This window comes from Escherichia sp. E.sYA108 (genome assembly GCF_011754335.1).
GTDB classification, from domain to species: Bacteria; Pseudomonadota; Gammaproteobacteria; order Enterobacterales; family Enterobacteriaceae; genus Escherichia; species Escherichia coli.
Genome location: NZ_JAAQVZ010000001.1, coordinates 3,410,517 through 3,433,686 on the forward strand (window position 1 = coordinate 3,410,517; position 23,170 = coordinate 3,433,686).

Annotated in this window: 21 protein-coding genes; 15 read left to right on the forward strand and 6 right to left on the reverse strand. The window is 50.8% G+C overall.

What is annotated here, in order from left to right; translation table 11 throughout:
* Positions 1 to 5: 5 nt before the first annotated feature.
* Together HBM92_RS16410 and ybiV are read left to right on the forward strand one after the other, a co-directional pair.
* Complete coding sequence (locus HBM92_RS16410; RefSeq protein WP_000209353.1) at positions 6 to 2,438, forward strand: glycyl radical protein; 2,433 nt, start codon at positions 6 to 8, stop codon at positions 2,436 to 2,438.
* A 145-nt stretch (positions 2,439 to 2,583) separates the two neighbouring features.
* On the forward strand, positions 2,584 to 3,399 hold the full coding sequence (ybiV, locus tag HBM92_RS16415; protein ID WP_000114254.1) for a sugar-phosphatase YbiV: 816 nt from the start codon (positions 2,584 to 2,586) through the stop codon (positions 3,397 to 3,399).
* 199 nt (positions 3,400 to 3,598) lie between these two features.
* On the opposite strand, the gene HBM92_RS16420 is transcribed toward ybiV, so the two are convergent.
* On the reverse strand, positions 3,599 to 5,191 hold the full coding sequence (locus HBM92_RS16420) for an ABC-F family ATPase (protein ID WP_000961458.1): 1,593 nt from the start codon (positions 5,189 to 5,191) through the stop codon (positions 3,599 to 3,601).
* 218 nt (positions 5,192 to 5,409) lie between these two features.
* Here HBM92_RS16420 and ldtB point away from each other — a divergent pair, with 218 nt between their 5' ends.
* Positions 5,410 to 6,330 carry a L,D-transpeptidase gene (gene ldtB / locus HBM92_RS16425; protein WP_001056384.1) on the forward strand — a complete coding sequence of 307 codons (921 nt, stop codon included), beginning with the start codon at positions 5,410 to 5,412 and terminating at the stop codon, positions 6,328 to 6,330.
* Between the two features lie 57 nt (positions 6,331 to 6,387).
* Here ldtB and HBM92_RS16430 read toward each other — a convergent pair whose 3' ends face one another.
* Complete coding sequence (locus HBM92_RS16430) at positions 6,388 to 7,506, reverse strand: anion transporter (RefSeq protein ID WP_000056450.1); 1,119 nt, start codon at positions 7,504 to 7,506, stop codon at positions 6,388 to 6,390.
* Complete coding sequence (gene mntR, locus HBM92_RS16435; RefSeq protein ID WP_000091016.1) at positions 7,503 to 7,970, reverse strand: manganese-binding transcriptional regulator MntR; 468 nt, start codon at positions 7,968 to 7,970, stop codon at positions 7,503 to 7,505. Before mntR ends, HBM92_RS16430 begins: the two co-directional genes overlap by 4 nt.
* A gap of 185 nt (positions 7,971 to 8,155) precedes the next feature.
* Between mntR and mntS the strand changes: the two genes are divergently transcribed.
* The gene (mntS, locus tag HBM92_RS16440; protein WP_001001761.1) at positions 8,156 to 8,284 is read left to right on the forward strand and encodes a manganase accumulation protein MntS; all 129 of its coding nucleotides are present in this window, start codon (positions 8,156 to 8,158) and stop codon (positions 8,282 to 8,284) included.
* Positions 8,285 to 8,555: 271 nt separating this feature from the next.
* Positions 8,556 to 10,139, forward strand: a complete 1,584-nt coding sequence (opgE, locus tag HBM92_RS16445) for a phosphoethanolamine transferase (protein WP_001054655.1) — start codon at positions 8,556 to 8,558, stop codon at positions 10,137 to 10,139.
* Positions 10,140 to 10,188: 49 nt separating this feature from the next.
* Here the strand turns inward: opgE and ompX are convergent, their stop codons facing one another.
* Positions 10,189 to 10,704 carry an outer membrane protein OmpX gene (gene ompX, locus HBM92_RS16450; protein ID WP_001295296.1) on the reverse strand — a complete coding sequence of 172 codons (516 nt, stop codon included), beginning with the start codon at positions 10,702 to 10,704 and terminating at the stop codon, positions 10,189 to 10,191.
* A 52-nt stretch (positions 10,705 to 10,756) separates the two neighbouring features.
* Complete coding sequence (locus HBM92_RS16455) at positions 10,757 to 10,822, reverse strand: protein YliM (protein ID WP_120795379.1); 66 nt, start codon at positions 10,820 to 10,822, stop codon at positions 10,757 to 10,759.
* Between the two features lie 234 nt (positions 10,823 to 11,056).
* Between HBM92_RS16455 and rhtA the strand changes: the two genes are divergently transcribed.
* The 6 genes from rhtA to ybiO all read left to right on the forward strand — a co-directional run bounded on the left by rhtA (position 11,057) and on the right by ybiO (position 17,757).
* On the forward strand, positions 11,057 to 11,944 hold the full coding sequence (gene rhtA / locus HBM92_RS16460; RefSeq protein WP_001295297.1) for a threonine/homoserine exporter RhtA: 888 nt from the start codon (positions 11,057 to 11,059) through the stop codon (positions 11,942 to 11,944).
* A gap of 300 nt (positions 11,945 to 12,244) precedes the next feature.
* A complete protein-coding gene (gene dps, locus HBM92_RS16465; RefSeq protein ID WP_000100799.1) occupies positions 12,245 to 12,748 on the forward strand; it encodes a DNA starvation/stationary phase protection protein Dps in 504 nt (167 codons plus the stop codon).
* Positions 12,749 to 13,151: 403 nt separating this feature from the next.
* Positions 13,152 to 13,898, forward strand: a complete 747-nt coding sequence (gene glnH / locus HBM92_RS16470) for a glutamine ABC transporter substrate-binding protein GlnH (RefSeq protein WP_000843866.1) — start codon at positions 13,152 to 13,154, stop codon at positions 13,896 to 13,898.
* 138 nt (positions 13,899 to 14,036) lie between these two features.
* A complete protein-coding gene (gene glnP / locus HBM92_RS16475) occupies positions 14,037 to 14,696 on the forward strand; it encodes a glutamine ABC transporter permease GlnP (RefSeq protein ID WP_001159065.1) in 660 nt (219 codons plus the stop codon).
* Entirely contained in the window at positions 14,693 to 15,415 is a 723-nt protein-coding gene (gene glnQ, locus HBM92_RS16480) for a glutamine ABC transporter ATP-binding protein GlnQ (protein WP_000569080.1), read from the forward strand. The genes glnP and glnQ overlap by 4 nt, the downstream gene beginning before the upstream one ends.
* A gap of 116 nt (positions 15,416 to 15,531) precedes the next feature.
* Positions 15,532 to 17,757, forward strand: a complete 2,226-nt coding sequence (gene ybiO, locus HBM92_RS16485) for a mechanosensitive channel protein (RefSeq protein ID WP_001267270.1) — start codon at positions 15,532 to 15,534, stop codon at positions 17,755 to 17,757.
* Here the strand turns inward: ybiO and rlmF are convergent.
* Complete coding sequence (gene rlmF, locus HBM92_RS16490; protein WP_001304786.1) at positions 17,754 to 18,680, reverse strand: 23S rRNA (adenine(1618)-N(6))-methyltransferase RlmF; 927 nt, start codon at positions 18,678 to 18,680, stop codon at positions 17,754 to 17,756. The genes ybiO and rlmF overlap by 4 nt on opposite strands.
* A gap of 275 nt (positions 18,681 to 18,955) precedes the next feature.
* Here rlmF and mcbA point away from each other — a divergent pair, with 275 nt between their 5' ends.
* The 4 genes from mcbA to ybiI all read left to right on the forward strand — a co-directional run bounded on the left by mcbA (position 18,956) and on the right by ybiI (position 22,996).
* Positions 18,956 to 19,216 carry a DUF1471 family periplasmic protein McbA gene (mcbA, locus tag HBM92_RS16495; protein WP_001327784.1) on the forward strand — a complete coding sequence of 87 codons (261 nt, stop codon included), beginning with the start codon at positions 18,956 to 18,958 and terminating at the stop codon, positions 19,214 to 19,216.
* A gap of 264 nt (positions 19,217 to 19,480) precedes the next feature.
* Complete coding sequence (locus HBM92_RS16500; protein WP_000430015.1) at positions 19,481 to 21,763, forward strand: catecholate siderophore receptor Fiu; 2,283 nt, start codon at positions 19,481 to 19,483, stop codon at positions 21,761 to 21,763.
* Positions 21,764 to 21,978: 215 nt separating this feature from the next.
* A complete protein-coding gene (ybiX, locus tag HBM92_RS16505) occupies positions 21,979 to 22,656 on the forward strand; it encodes a PKHD-type hydroxylase YbiX (RefSeq protein ID WP_000990158.1) in 678 nt (225 codons plus the stop codon).
* 73 nt (positions 22,657 to 22,729) lie between these two features.
* Complete coding sequence (gene ybiI / locus HBM92_RS16510) at positions 22,730 to 22,996, forward strand: C4-type zinc finger protein YbiI (protein WP_000146357.1); 267 nt, start codon at positions 22,730 to 22,732, stop codon at positions 22,994 to 22,996.
* The last annotated feature ends 174 nt before the right edge of the window (positions 22,997 to 23,170 follow it).

The following is a 23,170-nucleotide window of genomic DNA, read 5'->3' on the forward strand; positions in this document are numbered from 1 at the left end:
CAATCATGACAACACTAAAACTGGATACGCTCAGCGACCGCATTAAAGCGCACAAAAATGCGCTGGTGCATATTGTGAAACCGCCGGTCTGTACCGAACGAGCACAACACTATACCGAGATGTATCAACAACATCTCGATAAGCCAATCCCGGTACGTCGCGCGCTGGCACTGGCGCATCACCTGGCGAATCGCACCATCTGGATCAAGCACGATGAGTTGATCATTGGCAACCAGGCAAGCGAAGTTCGCGCCGCGCCGATCTTCCCGGAATATACCGTCTCGTGGATCGAAAAAGAGATTGATGATCTGGCAGATCGTCCCGGTGCTGGTTTTGCGGTGAGCGAAGAGAACAAACGCGTTCTGCATGAAGTGTGCCCGTGGTGGCGCGGTCAGACCGTACAGGATCGCTGCTACGGCATGTTTACCGATGAGCAAAAAGGTCTGCTGGCGACCGGAATCATTAAAGCGGAGGGCAATATGACCTCCGGCGATGCGCACCTGGCGGTCAATTTCCCGCTACTGCTGGAAAAAGGTCTTGATGGTCTGCGTGAGAAAGTGGCGGAACGTCGCTCGCGCATCAATCTGACGGTTCTGGAAGATCTGCACGGCGAGCAATTCCTGAAAGCGATTGATATCGTGCTGGTGGCAGTCAGTGAACACATTGAACGTTTCGCTGCCCTGGCGCGTGAAATGGCCGCGACCGAAACCCGCGAAAGCCGTCGCGATGAACTGCTGACGATAGCAGAAAACTGCGATCTTATCGCCCACCAGCCGCCGCAGACTTTCTGGCAGGCGCTGCAACTATGTTACTTCATCCAGTTGATTTTGCAGATCGAATCTAACGGTCACTCGGTATCGTTTGGTCGTATGGACCAGTATCTCTATCCATACTATCGCCGTGACGTTGAACTGAACCAGACACTGGATCGCGAACACGCCATCGAGATGCTGCATAGCTGCTGGTTGAAATTGCTGGAAGTGAACAAAATCCGCTCCGGCTCACACTCAAAAGCCTCTGCGGGAAGTCCGCTGTATCAGAACGTCACCATTGGCGGGCAAAATCTGGTTGATGGTCAACCGATGGACGCGGTAAATCCACTCTCTTATGCGATCCTCGAATCTTGCGGTCGCCTGCGTTCGACTCAGCCTAACCTCAGCGTGCGTTACCATGCGGGTATGAGTAACGATTTCCTCGACGCCTGTGTTCAGGTGATCCGCTGCGGCTTCGGGATGCCGGCGTTCAACAACGACGAAATCGTCATCCCGGAATTTATTAAACTCGGTATTGAACCGCAGGACGCTTACGACTATGCAGCGATTGGTTGTATCGAAACCGCCGTCGGTGGCAAATGGGGCTATCGCTGTACCGGCATGAGCTTTATCAACTTCGCCCGCGTGATGCTGGCGGCGCTGGAAGGCGGTCGTGATGCCACCAGCGGCAAAGTGTTCCTGCCACAAGAAAAAGCGTTGTCAGCGGGTAACTTCAACAACTTCGATGAAGTAATGGACGCATGGGATACGCAAATCCGTTACTACACGCGTAAATCAATCGAAATCGAATATGTCGTCGATACCATGCTGGAAGAGAACGTACACGATATTCTCTGCTCGGCGCTGGTCGATGACTGTATTGAGCGAGCGAAAAGTATCAAGCAAGGCGGCGCGAAATATGACTGGGTTTCTGGCCTGCAGGTCGGCATTGCTAACCTCGGCAACAGCCTGGCGGCAGTGAAGAAACTGGTATTTGAACAGGGCGCGATTGGTCAGCAACAGCTGGCTGCCGCACTGGCGGATGACTTCGACGGCCTGACTCACGAGCAGCTGCGTCAGCGGCTGATTAACGGTGCGCCGAAGTACGGCAACGACGATGATACTGTCGATACGCTGCTGGCTCGCGCTTATCAGACCTATATCGACGAACTGAAGCAGTACCATAACCCGCGCTACGGTCGTGGTCCGATTGGCGGCAACTATTATGCGGGCACATCGTCTATCTCCGCTAACGTACCGTTTGGCGCGCAGACTATGGCAACGCCGGACGGACGTAAAGCACATACCCCGCTGGCAGAAGGCGCTAGTCCGGCCTCCGGTACTGACCATCTCGGCCCTACTGCGGTCATTGGCTCGGTGGGTAAACTGCCTACGGCAGCAATTCTCGGCGGCGTGCTGCTCAACCAGAAACTGAATCCGGCAACGCTGGAGAATGAATCTGACAAGCAGAAACTGATGATCCTGCTGCGTACCTTCTTTGAAGTGCATAAAGGCTGGCATATTCAGTACAACATCGTTTCCCGCGAAACATTGCTGGAGGCGAAGAAACATCCGGATCAATACCGCGATCTGGTGGTACGCGTAGCGGGTTATTCCGCCTTCTTCACCGCGCTCTCTCCAGACGCACAGGACGATATCATCGCCCGTACCGAACACATGCTGTAATCCCCTCAGCCCGGCGTCGTCGTCGCCGGGCCAAATCATTCACATCATCAATTTCAGCCTCGCTTTCATTCGAAATATAATTTGTGCTCTGCGTCACATTGTTATTACACTGTTACGGTTTCATTTTCGAGCCAGGAGCACACCTATGAGCGTAAAAGTTATCGTCACAGACATGGACGGTACTTTTCTTAACGACGCCAAAACGTACAACCAACCACGTTTTATGGCGCAATATCAGGAACTGAAAAAGCGCGGCATTGAGTTCGTTGTCGCCAGCGGTAATCAGTATTACCAGCTTATTTCGTTCTTTCCTGAGCTAAAGGATGAGATCTCTTTTGTCGCGGAAAACGGCGCACTGGTTTACGAACATGGCAAGCAGTTGTTCCACGGCGAACTGACCCGACATGAATCGCGGATTGTTATTGGCGAGTTGCTAAAAGATAAGCAACTCAATTTTGTCGCCTGCGGTCTGCAAAGTGCATATGTCAGCGAAAATGCCCCCGAAGCATTCGTCGCACTGATGGCAAAACACTACCATCGCCTGAAACCTGTAAAAGATTATCAGGAGATTGACGACGTACTGTTCAAGTTTTCGCTCAACCTGCCGGATGAACAAATCCCGTTAGTGATCGACAAACTGCACATAGCGCTGGATGGCATTATGAAACCCGTCACCAGTGGTTTTAGCTTTATCGACTTGATTATTCCCGGTCTACATAAAGCAAACGGTATTTCGCGGTTACTGAAACGCTGGGATCTGTCACCGCAAAATGTGGTAGCGATTGGCGACAGCGGTAACGATGCGGAGATGCTGAAAATGGCGCGTTATTCCTTTGCGATGAGCAATGCTGCGGAAAACATTAAACAAATCGCCCGTTACGCTACCGATGATAATAATCATGAAGGCACGCTGAATGTGATTCAGGCGGTGCTGGAAAATAAACCGCCGTTTAATCTTTGATTATCGCCAATTCAGTTTATTGAGAAAGTGCATGTCATTATGCCGGATACGGCGTGACCGCCTTATTTGGCATACAAAATCATGAAAATTCAATATATTGCGATACACTGCCAGGTCTGATAAGCGTAGCGCACCAGGCAATCTTGCGTTTGTCATCAGTTTCAGTAGCCCTGACCATATCAGGGCTACTGATAATAACTTACTCGATCCCTTTACTACGCAGGTAATCTTCGTAATTACCGCTAAAGTCGATCACGCGTTCCGGGGTGATTTCCAGAATACGGGTCGCCAGGGAGCTTACAAACTCACGGTCGTGAGAAACAAAGATCAGCGTGCCCTGATACAGTTCCAGCGCCATGTTCAGCGACTCAATGGATTCCATATCCAGGTGGTTGGTCGGTTCGTCCATGATCAGAATGTTCGGCTTCTGCATCATTAACTTACCAAACAGCATCCGCCCTTTTTCCCCACCGGAAAGCACTTTCGCAGGCTTTTTGATGTCGTCCTGGCTGAACAGCAAACGACCGAGAATGCTGCGTACCGCCTGCTCGTCATCGCCTTCCTGCTTCCACTGGCTCATCCATTCGAACACGGTCAGATCATTTTCGAACTCATATTCATGGTCCTGGGCGTAGTAACCAATGCGCGCGTTCTCAGACCATTTTACGGTGCCGCTGTCCGGTTGCAGATCGCCCACCAGCGTTTTCAGCAGCGTTGATTTACCGACGCCGTTGGTACCCAGTACCGCCAGTTTTTCACCCACTTCCAGCAGCAGGTTGAGATTTTTAAACAGTGGACCGTTATCAAACCCTTTAGTCAGACCTTCCACTTCCAGCGCGTTACGGAACAGTTTCTTATCCTGTTCAAAACGGATGAACGGGTTCTGACGGCTGGAGGCTTTCACCTCTTCCAGTTTGATTTTATCAATCTGGCGCGCGCGCGAAGTTGCCTGGCGAGATTTCGAGGCGTTGGCGCTAAAGCGGCTAACGAAAGATTGCAACTCAGCAATCTGCGCTTTCTTCTTGGCGTTATCAGCCAGCAGACGTTCACGCGCCTGAGTCGCCGCCGTCATGTACTCATCGTAGTTGCCCGGATAAACGCGCAGCTCGCCGTAATCCAGATCCGCCATGTGGGTACAAACCATGTTAAGGAAGTGACGGTCGTGCGAGATGATGATCATGGTGCTGTCACGCTCGTTCAGCACCTGTTCCAGCCAGCGAATGGTGTCGATGTCGAGGTTGTTGGTCGGTTCGTCGAGCAGGAGAATGTCCGGATCAGCAAACAGCGCCTGCGCCAGCAGCACACGCAGCTTCCAGCCAGGAGCAACTTCACTCATCGGGCCGTAGTGCTGTTCCACTGGAATTCCCACGCCAAGCAACAGTTCACCAGCGCGAGCTTCCGCAGAGTAACCGTCCATTTCGCCGTATTTCACTTCCAGATCGGCCACTTTATAGCCGTCTTCTTCACTCATTTCCGGCAAAGCATAGATGCGGTCACGTTCCTGCTTCACTTCCCACAACTCTTTATGCCCCATGATCACCGTATCCAGCACAGTGAACTCTTCAAAGGCAAACTGATCCTGACGCAGCTTACCAATGCGCTCGTTGGGATCGAGGGAAACGTTACCCAACGTCGGCTCTAAGTCGCCGCCGAGGATCTTCATAAAGGTGGATTTACCACTACCGTTCGCGCCAATCAGGCCGTAACGGTTGCCGCCGCCAAATTTGACGGAAATGTTTTCAAACAACGGCTTACTGCCGAACTGCATGGTGACGTTACTGGAAACTAACACAGGCGTATCCTGAAAAGAGATATGACAAACCGCGCATTATGCCATAAATCTGAAAGAAGATCCTGCTCCTCGCTTAAGGTCTACACTCAAGCCAAAGGCAAAAAATGTGATTTCGTACACATCTGATTTCACTGTGAGCTGGAATGAACTTATAATGCGCTTCCAATACTCTAATATTCTCAACCCAATGGCCTGCCAGGCACAAAATCTCGCTTAACATGAATATGAAATTGAAAACATTATTCGCAGCGGCCTTCGCTGTTGTCGGCTTTTGCAGTACCGCCTCTGCGGTAACTTATCCTCTGCCAACCGACGGGAGTCGCCTGGTTGGTCAGAATCAGGTGATCACCATTCCTGAAGGTAACACTCAGCCGCTGGAGTATTTTGCCGCCGAGTACCAGATGGGACTTTCCAATATGATGGAAGCGAACCCGGGTGTGGATACCTTCCTGCCGAAAGGCGGTACTGTACTGAACATTCCGCAGCAGCTGATCCTGCCGGATACCGTTCATGAAGGCATCGTCATTAACAGTGCAGAGATGCGTCTGTATTACTATCCGAAAGGAACCAACACCGTTATCGTGCTGCCGATCGGCATTGGTCAGTTAGGCAAAGACACGCCTATCAACTGGACCACCAAAGTTGAGCGTAAAAAAGCAGGCCCGACCTGGACGCCGACCGCCAAAATGCACGCAGAGTACCGCGCTGCGGGCGAACCGCTTCCGGCTGTCGTTCCAGCAGGTCCGGATAACCCGATGGGTCTGTATGCACTCTACATCGGTCGCCTGTACGCTATCCATGGCACCAACGCCAACTTCGGTATCGGCCTGCGTGTAAGTCATGGCTGTGTGCGTCTGCGTAACGAAGACATTAAATTCCTGTTCGAGAAAGTGCCTGTCGGTACTCGCGTGCAGTTTATTGATGAGCCGGTGAAAGCGACTACCGAACCAGACGGCAGCCGTTACATTGAAGTCCATAACCCGCTGTCTACCACCGAAGCCCAGTTTGAAGGTCAGGAAATTGTGCCAATTACCCTGACGAAGAGCGTGCAGACAGTGACCGGTCAGCCAGATGTTGACCAGGTTGTTCTTGATGAAGCGATCAAAAATCGTTCCGGGATGCCGGTTCGTCTGAATTAATCGTCAAAACGTAAAACAAAGGCGGACTCATAATCCGCCTTTTTAATTTGCCAGACCTTATCCCGCCGGGATCATAACCAACAAAACATATCCCACCAGCGCCGCCCACAACAGCATCGGTATCGAATAAAGATGAAAACGCCACCAGATACGGCGATCGTTCGCCATCCGTAACGCAATCAAATTTGCCAGCGATCCGGGTAATAAACCAAAGCCCCCCACGTTTACCGCCCATGCCAGTAATAAAGACGGTGGCACATAATTGAGCAGCAAAATGGTACTCGGCACGTTACTGATCACCTGCGATAAACCGATCGCCGTTAACCATAATCCGGGTTCGGATAAATGACTCACGTTACTTAACACCCCCTGCAAAACTGGCAGTTGGGTTAGTAAATGGACGTCGATAAACATCGCCATAAACACCAGCAGCAGCGTCCAGTCCACACTGAGCACCACACGACGCGCCAGCAGCGCAAAGCCCGCCGCCACAATCACCAGTCCCCACAGCTCTTGTTTTAACTCCAGCGCCGTCAGAAAGACGATATACAGCCCCAGACAACTCCACACCAGCCGCGGTTTCCACTCCGGCGTTTGCACCCCCGTATGGTATTGCAGCGCCTTTCCAGGGAAACAACACCAGCACAACAGCAGGAGTGTCAGCATCATTGCGCCAGCCAGCGGTGCCATTTGGGCAATAAATCCGGCAAACGAAAGACCAGAACGTCCCCAGATAAGAATATTTTGCGGGTTGCCAATTGGCGTCAGTAGCGAACCAGCGTTGACTGCCAGCGCCTCAAAAATAATCAGCCGATTAACCGGAATCTCACACAGTCTTTTTAGCGTGATAGTCAGCGGAACAACTATAAACAGTGCGACATCGTTGGTCAGAAAGGTAGAAAGCAGCGCTGCCGCCAGTACCATAAACATCGCCAGCCGACGCTCCGTAGCAAAACGGCGCACCATTTTGCGCCCCAGCACATCAAAATAACCGCTTAACTCGACACCTTTGGTCAGCAGCATCAGGCCGCTTAAGGTGATGATGGTGTGCCAGTCGATAGCAGCAGGCCAGGATTTCGGTGCAAAGGGAACGAAAAAACTTAATCCGATGCCAACAAGAATTAATAACTGAAAAAAACGATCGCCTTGCAGCGTGCGTAAAAAAGGCAGGCTCATTTGGCACCGTGTTTCTGGGTAAACAAACGAAAGGCATCCAGCGTCTCTTCACTAACATGGTGCTCCATACCTTCCGCGTCGCGACGGGCGATTTCCGGACTGACGCCCAACACCAACAAGAAATTTTCGACTATCTGATGTCGCTCGCGGCTTTCCTGCGCCAGCTTCTCTCCTTCTGCCGTTAAAAACACGCCACGCCAGGGGATCATTTCAATCAGCCCCATGGTTGCCAGTCGCTTAAGCATTTTAGCCACCGTCGGTTGCGAAACCCCCAGACGAGCAGCCATGTCCACCTGACGAGCTTCCCCCACTTCCCTGATCAAGTCAGAAATCAGCTCAACGTAATCATCAATCAGCTCGCGCCGATGCGCCTCTCTGACCTGGCGGAACCCTTCAACGTGCTCTTCCACGTTCACTAACTGCGTCACTTTTTTTGCTGTTGGCGTACCTGCGCGACGACTCATTGTGCTTCCTCATTATGGTGACGCATACATAGCGTTCTCATTTCGTGCGCACATTGTAAACCAGAGTTGCGAAGGTACAAAAAATTAACGTTTTAGCAATAGCTATATAATATAGCCTGTGCTATATCTGTATGTAATGCAATCATTCCTCAAGGATCGATGGGATTAGCAAGTCAGGAGGTCTTATGAATGAGTTCAAGAGGTGTATGCGCGTGTTTAGTCATTCTCCCTTTAAAGTACGGTTAATGCTGCTCTCTATGTTGTGCGATATGGTCAACAACAAACCGCAGCAGGATAAACCTTCCGATAAATAGCGGCGTCGCGGTACGCCGCTTCACTCCTGCTTTTATGCAGGCACAACGCGTTTTGGTCTGAAAAACCCCACTTTTTGTCGGATTTGCAATCCCCTTCGCAAAAGATTTGTTCGTCGGTAGTTGACCTGAACAGCAGCTCGCTCTATCTTCTTGCAGCCCTGCGTATATTGCGGCTCGCGGATGCGGACCCCTTTCCCCTCTTCACGCACTCTTGCAGGTATTGACCCTTGACGCCAGGGTAAGCACATGGCGTTTGTTACGATAGTGGCATATGAATTTAACCCTCAAAGAATCGCTTGTTACCCGTAGCCGGGTATTTAGCCCGTGGACTGCGTTCTACTTTTTACAGTCGCTATTAATTAACCTCGGCTTAGGTTACCCCTTCAGTTTGCTCTACACCGCTGCGTTTACGGCTATTTTGCTTTTGCTATGGCGAACATTGCCTCGCGTACAAAAAGTTCTGGTCGGTATCAGTTCGCTGGTGGCGGCTTGTTATTTCCCTTTTGCTCAGGCCTACGGCGCGCCTAACTTCAATACATTGCTGGCATTGCACTCCACCAATATGGAAGAGTCGACCGAAATCCTGACGATTTTTCCGTGGTACAGCTACCTGGTCGGCATATTTATTTTTGCGCTCGGCGTAATAGCAATCAGGCGAAAAAAAGAGAGTGAAAAAGCGCGCTGGAATACCTTCGACAGCCTGTGCCTGGTATTCAGTGTGGCGACATTTTTTGTTGCTCCCGTGCAAAACCTGGCCTGGGGCGGCGTATTTAAACTGAAAGATACTGGCTATCCGGTATTTCGTTTTGCTAAGGATGTCATCGTCAATAATAACGAGGTGATTGAAGAGCAAGAACGGATGGCAAAACTTTCCGGAATGAAAGATACCTGGACGGTCACTGCCGTTAAGCCGAAGTATCAGACCTATGTGGTGGTGATCGGAGAAAGCGCGCGTCGCGATGCCCTCGGTGCCTTTGGCGGTCACTGGGACAATACCCCGTTTGCCAGCAGCGTTAACGGTTTGATATTTGCTGACTACATTGCCGCCAGTGGCTCCACGCAGAAATCGCTTGGCTTAACGCTCAATCGCGTTGTCGATGGCAAACCACAGTTTCAGGATAACTTTGTCACCCTGGCAAATCGCGCGGGCTTCCAGACCTGGTGGTTTTCCAACCAGGGTCAAATCGGCGAATACGATACCGCCATCGCCAGCATCGCCAAACGAGCAGATGAAGTGTACTTCCTGAAAGAAGGTAATTTTGAAGCAGATAAAAACACGAAAGACGAAGCGTTACTGGATATGACCGCTCAAGTGCTGGCGCAAGAGCACTCGCAACCGCAGCTGATTGTTCTACATCTGATGGGCTCGCATCCGCAGGCCTGCGACCGGACACAAGGCAAATACGAAACCTTTGTGCAATCGAAAGAAACGTCGTGCTATCTCTATACCATGACGCAAACAGACGATTTACTGCGCAAGCTGTACGATCAGTTACGCAACAGCGGCAGCAGCTTCTCGCTGGTTTACTTTTCCGACCACGGTCTGGCCTTTAAAGAGCGCGGCAAAGACGTGCAATACCTTGCCCATGATGATAAGTATCAGCAAAATTTCCAGGTGCCTTTTATGGTCATTTCCAGCGACGATAAAGCGCATCGGGTGATTAAAGCCCGCCGCTCGGCCAATGACTTCTTAGGCTTTTTCTCGCAGTGGACGGGAATTAAAGCGAAGGAAATAAATATCAAATACCCGTTTATATCTGAGAAGAAAGCCGGGCCGATATACATCACCAACTTCCAGTTACAGAAGGTGGATTACAACCATCTCGGAACCGATATTTTCGACCCGAAACCTTAAAACAAAAAAATCCGCCCCGAGAGGCGGATTTTTTATATCACCGAAGTGATTAGAAGCGGTAACCAACACCGGCAATCCAGGTGCCTACGTCAACGCTACGAATACGGCTCTGCTCGTAAGAGAAGTCCAGAGCAACGTTTTCCATCGGGTTGAACTGCAAACCAGCACCGTAGGAGAAACCGTAGTCGCTGGTGTCGTGTTTGTAGGTCGGGTATTCAGTGGTCTGGAATTTACCATAACCCACACCCACTACACCGTAGATGCTTGCCCAGTCGTTAATGCGGTAAGCCGGACCAGCAGTGATGCCGTAGTACTGGTTTTTGTTGTAGTCACCAGAGCTTGCAGTACGGCTTTTCTCGGTGTAAGTGAAAGAACCGATCACACCCAGCGGGCTGTTGTCTTCTTCATAGCGGTATTTCAGGTTGAAACCGCCCATTTTGTTCATTTGGCCCTGAGCGTCGCTTTGTGCGTAACCGCCAGTTACGGTAGAAGTCGCAGCTACGGAAGTACCTGCGGTGAAAGCCAGAACTGCGGCCAGTGCTGAAAGACATGCAATTTTTTTCATAACCACCTCAAATGTGATTCAAATAAGTCCTAAGTTTTAAATATATCAAAAATTAATGGGAAACTCTTCGCGATTTATGATGTCTAACGGGCCATTTCATGTAACAGAACGTTTCCATACACCGCTATCCATCTAAATTTAAATCACTTTTTCAGAGAACTGCGTAAGTATTACGCATGTTTTCCCTGTCATTCATCCAGATTATTCCTAATCACCAGACTAATGATTCCATCAATCCTGGCGCATTTTAGTCAAAACGGGGGAAAATTTTTTCAACAAATGCTCAACCAGCATTGGGTATATCCAGTACACTCCACGCTTTACTTAGGTTTAGATATTTGTGGGAGAAAGGATGCCTGGTTCATTACGTAAAATGCCGGTCTGGTTACCAATAGTCATATTGCTCGTTGCCATGGCGTCTATTCAGGGTGGAGCCTCGTTAGCTAAGTCACTTTTTCCTCTGGTGGGCGCACCGGGGGTCACTGCGCTGCGTCTGGCATTAGGCACGCTGATCCTCATCGCGTTCTTTAAGCCATGGCGACTGCGCTTTGCCAAAGAGCAACGATTACCGCTGTTGTTTTACGGCGTTTCGCTGGGTGGAATGAATTATCTTTTTTATCTTTCTATTCAGACGGTACCGCTGGGTATTGCGGTGGCGCTGGAGTTCACCGGACCACTGGCGGTGGCACTGTTCTCTTCTCGTCGCCCGGTAGATTTCGTCTGGGTTGTGCTGGCGGTTCTTGGTCTGTGGTTCCTGCTACCGCTGGGGCAAGACGTTTCCCATGTCGATTTAACCGGCTGTGCGCTGGCACTGGGGGCCGGGGCTTGTTGGGCTATTTACATTTTAAGTGGGCAACGCGCAGGAGCGGAACATGGCCCTGCGACGGTGGCAATTGGTTCGTTGATTGCAGCGTTAATTTTCGTGCCAATTGGAGCGCTTCAGGCTGGTGAAGCACTCTGGCACTGGTCGGTTATTCCATTGGGTCTGGCTGTCGCTATTCTCTCGACCGCTCTGCCTTATTCGCTGGAAATGATTGCCCTCACCCGTTTGCCAACACGCACATTTGGTACGCTAATGAGCATGGAACCTGCGCTGGCTGCCGTTTCCGGGATGATTTTCCTCGGAGAAACACTGACACCCATACAGCTGCTGGCGCTCGGCGCTATCATCGCCGCTTCAATGGGTTCTACGCTGACAGTACGCAAAGAGAGCAAAATAAAAGAATTAGACATAAATTAAATTTACATTTCTGCATGGTTATGCATAACCATGCAGATTTTCTCGCTACTTTTCCTCTACGCCGTCTTTATATATCGAATTATGCAAAAGCATATTTATTCCGAAAATTCCTGGCGAGCAAATAAATAAGAATTGTTCTTATTAATATATCTAACTCATTGAGTTTTTTATTGGTTTTGTTTTTTCACGCTTGTTACCACTATTAGTGTGATAGGAACAGCCAGAATAGCGGAACACATAGCTGGTGCTATACTTAGTCTCGTTAATTACTGGGACATAACATCAAGAGGATATGAAATTATGAGTACCGCTAAATTAGTTAAATCAAAAGCGACCAATCTGCTTTATACCCGCAACGATGTCTCTGACAGCGAGAAAAAAGCAACAGTAGAGTTGCTGAATCGCCAGGTTATCCAGTTTATTGATCTTTCTTTGATTACCAAACAAGCGCACTGGAACATGCGCGGCGCTAACTTCATTGCCGTACATGAAATGCTGGATGGCTTCCGCACTGCACTGATCGATCATCTGGATACCATGGCAGAACGTGCAGTGCAGCTGGGCGGTGTAGCTCTGGGGACCACTCAAGTTATCAACAGCAAAACTCCGCTGAAAAGTTACCCGCTGGACATCCACAACGTTCAGGATCACCTGAAAGAGCTGGCTGACCGTTACGCAATCGTCGCTAATGACGTACGCAAAGCGATTGACGAAGCGAAAGATGACGACACCGCAGATATCCTGACCGCCGCGTCTCGCGACCTGGATAAATTCCTGTGGTTTATCGAGTCTAACATCGAATAAATCCATCGCTGATGGTGCAGAACTTTAGTACACGATAAAAGCGGCTTCCTGACAGGAGGCCGTTTTGTTTTGTAGCCCGCCTCAACGCACTTATTTAGTGCATCCATCTGCTATCCCCAGCTGGTTAAGTAAATTTTTTGTATCCACATCATCACACAATCGTTACATAAAGATTGTTTTTTCATCATGTTTTACGCTAAATAATCACTGTGTTGAGTGCACAATTTTAGCGCACCAGTTTGGTGCCCCAGAATGGTGCATCTTCAGGGTATTGCCCTATAAATCGTGCATCACGTTTTTGCCGCATCTCGAAAAATCAATGAGTTGCAAAACTGGCACGATTTTTTCATATATGTGAATGTCACGCAGGGGATCGTCCCGTGGATAGAAAAAAGGAAATGCTATGAAGTCTGTATTAAAAGTTTCACTGGCTGCACTGACCCTGGCTTTTGCGGTTTCTTCTCATGCCGCGGATAAAAAATTAGTTGTCGCGACGGATACTGCCTTCGTTCCGTTTGAATTTAAACAGGGCGATAAATACGTGGGCTTTGACGTTGATCTGTGGGCTGCCATCGCTAAAGAACTGAAGCTGGATTACGAACTGAAGCCGATGGATTTCAGTGGGATCATTCCGGCACTGCAAACCAAAAACGTCGATCTGGCGCTGGCGGGCATTACCATCACCGACGAGCGTAAAAAAGCGATCGATTTCTCTGACGGCTACTACAAAAGCGGCCTGTTAGTGATGGTGAAAGCTAACAATAACGATGTGAAAAGCGTGAAAGATCTCGACGGGAAAGTGGTTGCTGTGAAGAGCGGAACTGGCTCCGTTGATTACGCGAAAGCAAACATCAAAACTAAAGATCTGCGTCAGTTCCCGAACATCGATAACGCCTATATGGAACTGGGCACCAACCGCGCAGACGCCGTTCTGCACGATACGCCAAACATTCTGTACTTCATCAAAACCGCCGGTAACGGTCAGTTCAAAGCGGTAGGTGACTCTCTGGAAGCACAGCAATACGGTATTGCGTTCCCGAAAGGTAGCGACGAGCTGCGTGACAAAGTCAACGGCGCGTTGAAAACCCTGCGCGAGAACGGAACTTACAACGAAATCTACAAAAAATGGTTCGGTACTGAACCGAAATAATAACGCTGCGCCTGTAAAGCGCACTGGCAGTTCCCTCTCCCCGCCGGGGAGAGGATTAGGGTGAAGGGCGCAAACCCGCTCCGGGGCCATTAATTACCCTGAATTTGATTATTTACACCACGGTAACAGGAACAACATATGCAGTTTGACTGGAGTGCCATCTGGCCTGCCATTCCGCTTCTGATTGAAGGTGCCAAAATGACCCTGTGGATTTCGGTCCTCGGTCTGGCTGGCGGTCTGGTGATCGGATTGTTGGCAGGTTTTGCACGCACCTTCGGTGGTTGGATAGCCAACCACGTCGCGCTGGTCTTTATTGAAGTGATCCGCGGCACACCTATCGTCGTCCAGGTGATGTTTATCTATTTCGCCCTGCCGATGGCGTTTAACGATTTACGCATCGACCCGTTTACTGCGGCGGTGGTCACCATCATGATCAACTCCGGCGCGTACATTGCGGAAATCACGCGTGGTGCGGTGCTGTCTATTCACAAAGGTTTTCGTGAAGCAGGACTGGCGCTCGGTCTTTCACGTTGGGAAACCATTCGCTACGTCATTTTACCGCTGGCACTGCGTCGTATGCTGCCGCCGCTGGGTAACCAGTGGATCATCAGCATTAAAGACACTTCGCTGTTTATTGTTATCGGCGTGGCGGAACTGACCCGTCAGGGGCAAGAAATTATTGCCGGTAACTTCCGCGCCCTTGAGATCTGGAGCGCCGTGGCGGTGTTCTATCTGATTATTACCCTGGTGCTGAGCTTTATTCTGCGTCGTCTGGAAAGAAGGATGAAAATCCTGTGATTGAATTTAAAAACGTCTCCAAGCATTTTGGTCCAACCCAGGTGCTGCACAATATCGATTTGAACATTGCTCAGGGCGAAGTCGTGGTGATTATCGGGCCGTCCGGTTCCGGTAAATCGACCCTGCTGCGCTGCATCAACAAACTGGAAGAAATCACCTCCGGCGATCTGATTGTCGATGGCCTGAAGGTTAACGATCCGAAAGTTGATGAGCGCCTGATTCGCCAGGAAGCGGGTATGGTGTTCCAGCAGTTTTACCTCTTCCCGCATCTGACGGCGCTGGAAAACGTCATGTTTGGCCCGCTACGCGTGCGTGGCGCGAACAAAGAAGAGGCGGAAAAACTGGCGCGTGAGCTGCTGGCGAAAGTCGGTCTGGCAGAGCGTGCACATCACTACCCTTCCGAACTTTCTGGTGGTCAACAGCAGCGTGTGGCGATTGCCCGCGCGCTGGCGGTGAAGCCGAAAATGATGCTGTTTGATGAACCGACTTCCGCTCTTGACCCGGAACTGCGCCATGAAGTGCTGAAGGTTATGCAGGATCTGGCTGAAGAAGGGATGACGATGGTGATCGTGACCCACGAAATCGGTTTTGCCGAGAAAGTAGCTTCGCGCCTGATCTTTATCGACAAAGGCCGGATTGCAGAAGATGGCGATCCGCAGGTGTTGATCAAGAACCCGCCGAGCCAGCGCTTGCAGGAATTTTTGCAGCACGTCTCTTAACTTCTCTGCCTCCCTTTCCCCCGAAAGGGAGGCACACCAGATTCCTCTCATTTAAAATCGCCCAGCCTCCAGCATCTATACTTATCTTTTTGCTCTGTTTTCTCACTGGAGGAGTCATGCGGTGGATCCTGTTCATCCTCTTCTGCCTGTTGGGCGCACCTGCCCACGCGGTATCCATACCCGGCGTTACAACCACAACGACAACGGACTCAACGACTGAACCGGCCCCGGAATCGGATATCGAACAAAAAAAAGCGGCCTATGGCGCACTGGCGGATGTGCTGGATAATGACACCTCGCGTAAAGAGTTGATCGACCAGTTGCGCACCGTCGCCGCGACGCCCCCTGCGGAACCCGTACCGAAGATCGTGCCGCCGACGCTGGTTGAAGAGCAAACCGTGCTGCAAAAAGTCACCGAAGTCAGCCGCCATTATGGTGAAGCCCTTTCCGCCCGCTTCGGACAACTTTATCGCAATATCACCGGCTCCCCGCATAAGCCGTTTAATCCACAAACCTTCAGCAATGCGTTGACCCATTTTTCAATGTTAGCGGTATTAGTGTTTGGTTTTTACTGGCTGATTCGCCTGTGCGCACTTCCGCTGTATCGCAAAATGGGCCAGTGGGCGCGGCAAAAAAATCGTGAGCGCAGTAACTGGTTGCAGCTTCCGGCGATGATTATCGGGGCGTTTATTATCGACCTGCTGTTACTGGCACTGACATTATTTGTCGGTCAGGTTTTAAGCGACAACCTGAATGCGGGCAGTCGCACCATCGCTTTCCAACAAAGTTTGTTTCTCAACGCCTTTGCCCTGATTGAATTTTTCAAAGCCGTACTACGCCTGATTTTTTGCCCAAACGTGGCTGAACTGCGCCCGTTCACGATTCATGACGAGACCGCCCGTTACTGGAGTCGTCGCCTGAGCTGGTTAAGCAGCCTGATTGGCTATGGTCTGATTGTGGCTGTGCCGATTATCTCTAATCAGGTGAATGTACAGATAGGTGCACTGGCGAACGTCATCATTATGCTGTGCATGACCGTCTGGGCGTTGTACCTGATTTTTCGTAATAAAAAAGAGATCACCCAGCATTTGCTCAACTTTGCGGAGCATTCGCTGGCCTTTTTCAGCCTGTTTATCCGCGCCTTTGCGCTGGTGTGGCACTGGCTGGCAAGCGCCTATTTTATCGTGCTGTTTTTCTTTTCGTTGTTCGATCCGGGCAACAGCCTGAAATTTATGATGGGTGCAACGGTGCGCAGCCTGGCGATTATTGGTATCGCAGCATTTGTTTCCGGTATGTTTTCCCGCTGGTTGGCGAAAACCATCACCCTCTCGCCACATACTCAGCGTAACTATCCCGAGCTGCAAAAACGGCTGAATGGATGGCTTTCGGCGGCACTGAAAACAGCGCGTATTCTGACAGTCTGCGTGGCGGTAATGCTGCTGTTGAGCGCATGGGGATTGTTCGATTTCTGGAACTGGCTGCAAAACGGAGCGGGGCAGAAAACCGTAGATATCCTGATCCGTATCGCACTCATTCTTTTCTTCTCGGCGGTTGGCTGGACGGTGCTCGCCAGTTTGATAGAAAACCGGCTGGCTTCGGATATTCATGGCCGCCCGCTACCCAGCGCCCGTACGCGAACCCTGCTGACGCTGTTCCGTAACGCGCTGGCGGTGATTATCAGTACCATCACCATCATGATTGTGTTGTCGGAAATCGGCGTCAATATCGCGCCATTGCTGGCAGGTGCCGGGGCATTAGGTCTGGCTATCTCGTTTGGTTCGCAAACGCTGGTGAAAGATATTATTACCGGAGTATTTATTCAGTTTGAAAACGGCATGAACACTGGAGATTTGGTGACTATCGGGCCGTTGACCGGCACTGTGGAACGGATGTCGATTCGCTCCGTGGGCGTGCGCCAGGATACCGGGGCGTATCACATCATTCCGTGGTCTTCGATAACCACCTTTGCTAACTTCGTCCGCGGTATTGGTTCGGTAGTGGCAAACTACGATGTTGATCGCCATGAAGATGCTGATAAAGCCAATCAGGCACTGAAAGATGCGGTAGCAGAATTGATGGAAAACGAAGAAATTCGCGGGCTGGTTATTGGTGAACCGAACTTTGCCGGGATTGTCGGCTTAAGCAATACCGCGTTTACACTGCGTGTTTCGTTCACCACGCTGCCACTCAAACAGTGGACGGTCCGCTTTGCCCTCGACAGCCAGGTGAAAAAACATTTCGACCTGGCGGGTGTTCGCGCGCCGGTACAGACTTATCAGGTGCTGCCAGCTCCGGGCGCGGCCCCGGCTGAACCGTTGCCGCCGGGGGAGCCAACGCTTTAACGCTGGCGATTGACAAAACGGCGGCGCTGCTCGTCGTTCATAAAGGTCCAGGCTATAAAGCGGCTCTGCTTTTGCCCCTGGGCCATCTCTTTTTTTACCACCTTCACCGCACCTACGTCCGTCAAAGCACGATACAACGGCGGTAAGTTTTCACCACGAGATACCAGCGAGGTAAACCACATCACCTGCTTCGCGAAGCCTTTGCTCTCTTCAATCATCTTTTTAATAAAGGCGACTTCACCGCCTTCACACCACAACTCCTGTTGCTGACCACCAAAGTTCAGTGCATCGTCTTTGTTCAGCCCCAGGTTACGGCGTTTACGTTCACTACCTGCCCGTGCCGCAGTGGCGGAATTGTGGAATGGCGGGTTACACAAGGTCGCATCGTATTGCTCGTTTTTATGGATGATGCCGTTAAAAATCGCCCCACTCTCTTTTTGCCGACGCAGACGAATGGCGCGGTTAAGCCCCGGATTAGCACTGATGATTGCCTGCGCACTGCTTAACGCCTGGCTGCTGGTTTCACTACCGGTAAAACGCCAGCCATATTCATGTACGCCAATCAGCGGATAAATACAGTTCGCACCAACGCCGATATCCAGAATGCTGGCATTAGCTGGAATTGTTCCGCTTGCTTCGGCCAGTAAATCGGCAAGGTGATGAATATAATCCGCCCGGCCCGGTACTGGTGGGCAGAGAAAACCGTCCGGGATATCCCAGTTCGCTACGGCGTAAAAATGGGCCAGCAACGCCTTATTGAGCGCCTTCACCGCCAGCGGATTGGCAAAGTCTACGCTTTGCTCCCCGGCGGGTGTAAGCGTGAGGAATTGCCTGAGTTCAGGATTGACCTGACAAAGCGTGGCGAGATCGTAGCGGCTGTGATGACGGTTGCGCGGATGCAACCCCGGTTTCTGGGCGGACATAGCATTCTCCTTTAAGCAGCGGCGTAAGATACCCGCATAACGCGACAGGGTAAATATCTGGCTGCGTTTATCATTTCTAAAAACCTTCACATGGCTATGGTTTATGGCAATTCACCATAAAAATCATCATCATGCATGTCATTGATTTGTCTTATTTTGTAAAAATATATCGTTCAAAAAATAAGCACATCTCTGTCAATTTTTTACGTCATTTTCATCGCGCAGGCGACCTACACTTATCTGGCACTACCCGTTGTATTTATGAGGATGTCATTATGAAAAAGTGCCTCACACTACTGATTGCCACCGTCCTGAGCGGAATCTCTCTCACGGCTTATGCCGCGCAACCGATGAGTAACCTGGACAGAGGTCAACTACGGCCCGCCGGTACCGTTTCGGCAACTGGCGCATCAAACCTAAGCGATCTGGAGGATAAACTGGCAGAAAAAGCGCGCGAACAAGGCGCGAAAGGTTATGTCATTAATTCCGCAGGCGGAAATGACCAGATGTTCGGTACTGCAATCATCTACAAATAACCCCACCAACGTAACTGCATTCGTCTCTGGATGCAGTTTTCGTCCGATTTGTAAGCAAAAAACATCAAATATGAACGCAATGTAAATAAATGTATTTCTTTTTCGCGCAATGGGTGATAGAAAATCGCGCCAAGTGATAATGCTTATCAAAATTATTATCACTTGCACGTACGCTATCACGGGATTAACAGTGGCATCGCATCCGCAGAGATGCTTTCTCGTGACAGTGAAAATTTCACCATATAAGAAAAAGTCACCTGCAAAATGGAAAACAATCGCAATTTCCCTGCCAGACAATTTCATTCGCTCACGTTCTTTGCCGGTCTTTGTATTGGTATTACGCCTGTGGCACAGGCACTCGCTGCCGAAGGGCAAGCTAACGCGGATGACACGCTGGTTGTCGAAGCATCAACGCCTTCGCTTTATGCGCCACAACAATCTGCCGATCCGAAATTCTCGCGTCCGGTAGCGGATACTACCCGCACGATGACGGTGATTTCTGAACAAGTGATTAAAGATCAGGGTGCAACCAACCTTACCGACGCGCTCAAAAACGTCCCCGGCGTGGGTGCGTTTTTTGCGGGTGAGAACGGTAACTCCACCACTGGCGACGCCATTTATATGCGCGGTGCCGATACCTCTAACAGTATTTATATCGATGGCATTCGCGATATCGGCAGCGTCTCGCGCGACACCTTCAATACCGAGCAGGTCGAAGTAATTAAAGGGCCGTCCGGCACCGACTACGGGCGCAGCGCACCGACAGGCTCGATCAATATGATCAGCAAACAGCCGCGCAATGATTCCGGCATTGACGCCTCCGCCAGTATTGGCAGCGCCTGGTTCCGCCGCGGCACGCTGGACGTCAATCAGGTCATTGGTGATACCACTGCGGTGCGCCTGAATGTAATGGGCGAAAAAACGCACGATGCCGGACGCGACAAAGTCAAAAATGAGCGTTACGGCGTCGCCCCTTCTGTCGTTTTTGGCCTTGGTACAGCGAATCGTTTGTATCTTAATTATCTGCATGTCACCCAGCACAACACGCCAGACGGCGGCATTCCGACCATCGGTTTACCGGGTTATTCTGCCCCATCTGCGGGAACAGCAGCCCTGAATCATTCCGGAAAAGTTGATACTCATAACTTTTACGGCACAGATTCCGATTACGACGATTCGACCACCGACACCGCTACCATGCGTTTTGAGCACGACATCAACGATAACACCACCATTCGCAACACTACGCGTTGGTCGCGCGTAAAGCAGGATTACCTGATGACGGCGATTATGGGTGGAGCGTCGAATATTACCCAGCCCACCAGCGATGTGAATAGCTGGACGTGGTCACGCACGGCGAATACCAAAGATGTGAGTAACAAAATTCTCACCAACCAGACCAACCTGACCTCGACGTTCTATACCGGCGCTATCGGTCATGATCTCAGTACCGGCGTGGAATTTACCCGCGAAACACAGACTAACTATGGCGTTAATCCGGTGACGTTACCGGCGGTAAATATTTATCATCCTGACAGCAGCATTCATCCCGGCGGCCTGACGCGCAACGGCGCAAACGCCAATGGTCAGACGGATACCTTCGCAATTTATGCCTTCGATACGCTGCAAATCACCCGTGATTTTGAGCTGAACGGCGGGATCCGTCTGGATAATTATCATACTGAATATGACAGTGCTACCGCCTGCGGCGGCAGCGGGCGCGGTGCCATCACCTGCCCTGCTGGCGTGGCAAAAGGTTCTCCGGTCACCACCGTCGACACCGCCAAGTCGGGCAATCTGGTGAACTGGAAAGCCGGGGCGCTGTATCACCTGACGGAAAACGGCAATGTCTATATTAACTATGCCGTTTCCCAGCAGCCGCCGGGCGGCAACAACTTCGCCCTTGCGCAGTCTGGCAGCGGTAACAGTGCCAACCGCACCGATTTTAAACCACAAAAAGCCAACACCAGCGAGATTGGCACCAAATGGCAGGTTCTGGATAAACGCCTGCTACTTACCGCCGCGCTGTTCCGTACTGATATTGAAAATGAAGTTGAGCAAAATGATGACGGGACTTATTCGCAATATGGTAAGAAACGTGTCGAAGGCTACGAGATATCCGTGGCCGGGAATATCACCCCCGCATGGCAGATGATTGGCGGCTATACCCAGCAAAAAGCAACTATCAAAAACGGCAAAGATGTTGCCCAGGATGGTTCCTCATCGCTGCCGTATACCCCGGAACACGCCTTCACCTTATGGAGCCAGTATCAGGCAACCGATGATATTTCTGTTGGTGCGGGCGCACGGTATATCGGCAGTATGCATAAAGGTTCAGACGGCGCGGTGGGGACGCCAGCATTTACCGAAGGTTATTGGGTCGCCGACGCCAAACTGGGGTATCGGGTTAATCGCAATCTCGACTTCCAGCTAAACGTCTACAACCTGTTTGATACCGATTACGTCGCCTCAATCAATAAGAGCGGCTACCGTTATCACCCGGGCGAGCCAAGAACCTTCTTGCTCACAGCTAATATGCATTTCTGATTCAGATGTGGGGCGCAAGGCTCACTAATGTTGATGGCGAGAGCAGGACTGCCTGATGCGCTGCGCTTATCAGGCCTACAAGGTTGTGCAATACACTGAATTCACATCATTTGGTAGGCCGGATAAGGCGTTCACGCCGCATCCGGCACCTGAGCACCATTGCCTGCTGTTAAAAATCGGTGTGGGGCGCAGGCCCCACTTTTTGGAGAACTTGTATGATGTACCACATTCCCGGCGTGTTATCGCCACAGGACGTCGCCCGTTTTCGCGAACACCTGGAACAAGCCGAATGGGTGGATGGGCGCGTCACCACCGGCGCACAAGGTGCGCAAGTTAAGAACAATCAACAAGTAGACACCCGCAGCGCCCTGTACGCCGCCCTGCAAAATGAGGTGCTGAACGCGGTTAACCAACATGCTTTGTTCTTTGCCGCGGCCTTGCCGCGTACCCTTTCCACGCCGCTGTTTAATCGCTATCAGAACAATGAAACCTATGGTTTTCATGTGGATGGCGCAGTACGCAGCCATCCACAAAACGGCTGGATGCGCACTGACCTTTCTGCCACGCTGTTTTTAAGCGATCCAGAAAGCTACGACGGCGGCGAACTGGTCGTTAATGACACCTTCGGGCAACATCGGGTAAAACTCCCGGCAGGCGATCTGGTGTTGTATCCCTCCAGCAGCCTGCATTGCGTGACACCCGTAACCCGCGGCGTGCGAGTGGCATCATTTATGTGGATCCAGTCGATGATCCGCGATGATAAAAAGCGCGCCATGCTGTTTGAACTGGACAACAATATTCAGTCGCTGAAAAGCCACTACGGCGAAAGTGAAGAGATCCTGTCGCTGCTCAATCTTTATCATAATCTGCTGCGGGAATGGTCGGAGATCTGACGCTTGAACTGCCCGAGTTCGTCCCTATATTAGCTACACTTAACTGTACAAGCATTGATATGGGGAGGACGATATGGCATCCGGTTGGGCTAATGATGACGCCGTCAACGAACAGATCAACAGTACAATTGAAGATGCGATTGCCCGCGCTCGGGGTGAAATTCCGCGTGGCGAAAGCCTGTATGAATGTGAAGAGTGCGGTGCCCCTATCCCGCAGGCCCGTCGGGAAGCCATTCCTGGCGTGCGCTTATGCATTCATTGCCAACAGGAGAAAGATTTACAAAAACCAGCTTATACAGGATATAATCGCAGAGGTTCGAAAGACAGCCAGTTACGTTAACTGCAACTGACGGGATGTTTAGTGAGTGTAATTTGTATTTTGCGTGGCATTCCGTGCCTTTAACGCTGCCGTGAGCACCACGCGGTACAAAACGGATTCATAAATACAACAAATAAATGGTTTATCAGTATGTTAGATATCAATCAATTTATTTGAACAAGGCGGTCAATTCTC